Source organism: Ideonella azotifigens (assembly GCF_006519715.1).
Classification (GTDB): Bacteria; Pseudomonadota; Gammaproteobacteria; order Burkholderiales; family Burkholderiaceae_C; genus Ideonella; species Ideonella azotifigens.
Map to the genome: position 1 here is coordinate 1 of NZ_VIDT01000647.1, position 3088 is coordinate 3088.

Here is a 3088-nt window from a genome sequence, read left to right on the forward strand (position 1 = left end):
GTGCAGCACCTGGGCCGCGCTCAGCGTGGGCAGCGCGCGCATGTCGGGCAGCGCAGGCCCAAGCGGGATGCGCGGCAGGGAGTCAGAGTCGCTCATGCTGGAAGTGCTGGTGAAATTGAAGAGCGGCGCTCAGGCCGTGGTGTCGAGCACCGGCAGCGAGCGTTCGTGCTTGAGGGTGCGGAACGGGCCTTGCAGCACGCCGCCGTCGTAGAGTCGCAGCCGCGAGGCGCTGAGCGAGCCGGTGCAGATGCCGGTGCTGGCCACGTGCACCGTGCCCTGGCATTCGACCTGGGTGGTTGCGTCCGCCTCGTCGGCCACGCCGCCCAGGTGGCCCAGCACGTACAGGTCGCCGAGCACGCGGAACTTGCCCTGCAGTTGCCCGGTGTGCCAGATCACCAGCTTGCCGGCGATCTCGCCGCTGCCGCGCAGCGTGCCTTGCAGCAGCAGCCCGCCCTTGAACAGCAGCTCGCCGTTGAGCATCGTGCCTTCGGCCACGCGGTTGATGATGTTCATGGCCACCGGGTCGATGACCAGGCTGTCGTGGCCGCTGGGGAAACTGCTTTCCTGGAAGACGCTTGTCATGCTGTTCAGCTTTTCATCCACCAGATGCAGGCTCCGGCGACCGTGCCGCCAACGAGCAAGCTCCAGGCCACCAGCCCGGCGACCAGGACCTTGCGCCGCAGCGCGATCAAGCCTGGCAGCGCCAACGGCTGACCAGCCACGGCGCGTGTCGGGTCGCGGCTCAGCAGCGTGCGCCCGGCCAGGCCGATCAAGCGCGCCTTTTCGCCCAGGGCGCCAATGCGCACACCACGGTCCGAGACCTGGCGCACCGACGCGCTGCGCCCCATGTCCACCAGCGTGGGCAGGCCGACGATGTGCTCGGTGAAGAAGCGGTCGAAGTCGGCATCGGGCAAGGACATGGGCGCGATTATCGCCAAGCCGGTGCCGCCAAATTCAATCAACGCACTTCGCATTTGCTTGCGCAGATTCATTCGTTCCGCATCTGCATGTCGCTCGCGAGACTCGCCTTCCCACAAACAATCCAAGGGTCAGTGCAGTGCGGAAGTCAAAAGCAGTCCGGGGAACCCATCGCCGGTCGATGATCGGTTTGGCCATGGTCGGGGTTCTGGGCGCACTGGCCATCCTGCCAGGCTGCAACGATGATGACGACAACAGCGAGACGCTGAGCCTGCCCAAGCAGCCGAACGTGGTTTTCATCATGGCCGACGACCTGGGCTACTCCGACGTGCACGCCTTCGGCGGCGAGATCGAGACGCCCAACCTCGACGCACTGGCCGCCAGCGGCCGCCTGCTGACCAACCACCACACCGGCACCGTCTGCGCGATCACCCGCTCGATGCTGATCTCCGGCACCGACCACCACCTCGTTGGCGAAGGCACGATGGGCGCGCCCAGCGACGAGCGCAAGGGCCTGCCCGGCTATGAGGGCTACCTGAACGACCGCGCGCTGTCAGTCGCGCAGTTGCTGAAGGATGCGGGTTATCACACCTACATGGCCGGCAAGTGGCACCTGGGCTCGAACGTGGCCAATGTGGACGCACCGGTCGCCCTGGGCACCATCGGCCAGACGCCGGACCAATGGGGCTTCGAGAGCAGCTACGCCTTGCTGGGCGGCGCGGCCAACAACCACTTCGGCCATGAAGCGGCCGGCTCGAAGAACTACACCGAGAACGGCGCCTATGTGCAGCCCGGGCAACCTGGGCAGCCGGGCGGCGCCGGCGGCTCGCCCGAGGTCTTCTACTCGACGGACTTCTACACCCAGCGCCTGATCGGCTACATCGACGCCCACAAGGGCGACGGCAAGCCCTTCTTCGCCTACGCGGCCTACACCGCGCCGCACTGGCCGCTGCAAGTGCCCGAACCCTACCTCAGCAAGTACAAAGGCAAGTACGACGCAGGTTACGAAGCAGTGCGTGCCGCCCGCATCCAGCGCCAGAAGGACCTGGGCCTGATCCCCAAGGACTTCACGCCGTTTGCCGGTGAGGCGGAGACGCTCACGGTCTCGGCGCCCAGCGCCAACAACGGCACGGCCAGCGCCAGGTACATCAGCGCGGTGCACAGCGTGGCCGACGGCTACACCGACTACGGCCAGGGCCACTACAACAAGAAGTGGAGCAGCCTGAGCGACCTGGAGAAGAAGGCCCAGGCGCGCTACATGGAGATCTACGCCGGCATGGTCGACAACCTCGACCACAACATCGGCCTGCTGGTCCAGCACCTGAAGGACATCGGCCAGTACGAGAACACGGTGATCATCTTCCAGTCGGACAACGGCGCCGAAGGCTGGCCCATCGGCACCAACGCCGGCGGCGGCTTCCCCGCGAACGCCGCCAGCCTGGACCCCAAACCGGTCGACGAGGCCAATGCGGTCGAGCCTGTCTATTCGACGCTGGGCACCGACAACGGCCTGGCCGCTGCCAAGCGCCTGCAATACGGCCAGCGCTGGGCCGAGGTCAGCGCCACGCCGTTCCGCCAGACCAAGGGCTATATGGGCGAAGGCGGTGTCGGCACGCCGCTGATCGTGCACCTGCCTGGCCAGAAGAAGGCCGCGGCCAACAGCACTGTCTTCACCCACGTGACCGACATCACCGCCACCATCCTGGCCGCCGCCGGTGTCACGCCGCCCAGCACGCCCGCGCCGGCCGCGATCAACGTGCTGACCGGTGTCGACGCCAACAAGGGCAAGGTCGTCTACGACAACCGCTACGTCTACCCGGTGAGCGGCAAGTCGCTGGTTGACGTGCTGCTGGGCAAGAGTACGGCCTCGGTGCGCACCGATGCTTTTGGCGACGAGTCCTACGGCCGCGCCTACCTGACCAGTGCCGACGGCAAGTGGAAGGCCTTGTGGACCGAGCCGCCGTTTGGCCCGCTGGACGGCCACTGGGAGCTCTACGACCTGAGCGCCGACCGCGGAGAGAACAAGGACCTCTCGGTCACCAACCCGGCGCAGCTGGACCAACTGATCCAGCAGTGGAGCAGCTACATGGGCAACGTCGGCGGCGTGGAACCGCTGCGCCCCGCCGGCTATTACTGAGCAGGGCAGCCAGATGTTGTGGCGACAGGCCGG

The 3088-nt window shown here is 66.8% G+C and carries 3 protein-coding genes; 1 reads left to right on the top strand and 2 read right to left on the bottom strand.

The genetic code is table 11. The features are described from left to right. Positions 1–129: 129 nt before the first annotated feature. Both FKP22_RS25620 and FKP22_RS25625 read right to left on the bottom strand, forming a co-directional pair. Positions 130–582, bottom strand: coding sequence for a bactofilin family protein (locus FKP22_RS25620; RefSeq protein WP_141290592.1), 453 nt, complete (start codon positions 580–582; stop codon positions 130–132). 5 nt (positions 583–587) lie between these two features. Next, on the bottom strand, positions 588–920 hold the full coding sequence (locus tag FKP22_RS25625) for a hypothetical protein (RefSeq protein ID WP_141290594.1): 333 nt from the start codon (positions 918–920) through the stop codon (positions 588–590). Between the two features lie 137 nt (positions 921–1057). Here FKP22_RS25625 and FKP22_RS25630 point away from each other — a divergent pair, with 137 nt between their 5' ends. Then, positions 1058–3055 carry an arylsulfatase gene (locus tag FKP22_RS25630; protein WP_375140617.1) on the top strand — a complete coding sequence of 666 codons (1998 nt, stop codon included), beginning with the start codon at positions 1058–1060 and terminating at the stop codon, positions 3053–3055. Positions 3056–3088 lie beyond the last annotated feature (33 nt).

Excerpts from the sequence above, each read along its gene's own strand:
- FKP22_RS25625 (WP_141290594.1), bottom strand. The coding sequence starts at position 920 with ATGTCCTTGCCCGATGCCGACTTCGACCGCTTCTTCACCGAGCACATC.
- FKP22_RS25620 (WP_141290592.1), bottom strand. The coding sequence starts at position 582 with ATGACAAGCGTCTTCCAGGAAAGCAGTTTCCCCAGCGGCCACGACAGC.